A 434-nucleotide genomic window follows, 5' to 3' on the forward strand; every position below is an offset into this window, starting at 1 on the left:
AGCGGTGAGCACCACGACGGGCCGGTCGACCTGGCCTCGGCGGCGAAGGCCGACAAGGGTGAGCACGGCAAGCACCGCGCCGGCACGGTCGAGATCACCGGGGCGTACGAGGGCAAGGACGCCTCGTTGAGCACCCTGAGCCGCAACCGGGCGGGCCACAACGGTGGCGGCCTGTTCAGCAGCGGCGGCTGGGTCACCGTCTCGTTCACCGCGATCGGCGGCAACGTCGCCTGCGACAACGGTGGCGGCGTCTACGCCGAGAACACCGACCTGCTCCTGGAGAAGGTCCACGTGGCGGGTAACCACGCCGACGGCAACGGCGGCGGCGTGGTGACGACCGGCGGGCGCGACTGGGCCGGCAACGGCGCCGAGAAGGACGGCCTCGCGGGCAGCGCCACGATCGCCGACAGCGCGGTCGTGGACAACACGGCCGG

Annotated in this window: 1 pseudogene; it reads left to right on the forward strand. The window is 72.8% G+C overall.

Going from position 1 to position 434, the window contains the following annotated elements:
* Positions 1-434 (forward strand): annotated as a pseudogene (locus tag HA073_RS30240) (hypothetical protein); the annotation flags it as partial.

The organism is Micromonospora sp. CMU55-4 (assembly GCF_011602315.1).
In the GTDB taxonomy this organism is placed as follows: Bacteria; Actinomycetota; Actinomycetes; order Mycobacteriales; family Micromonosporaceae; genus Micromonospora; species Micromonospora chalcea.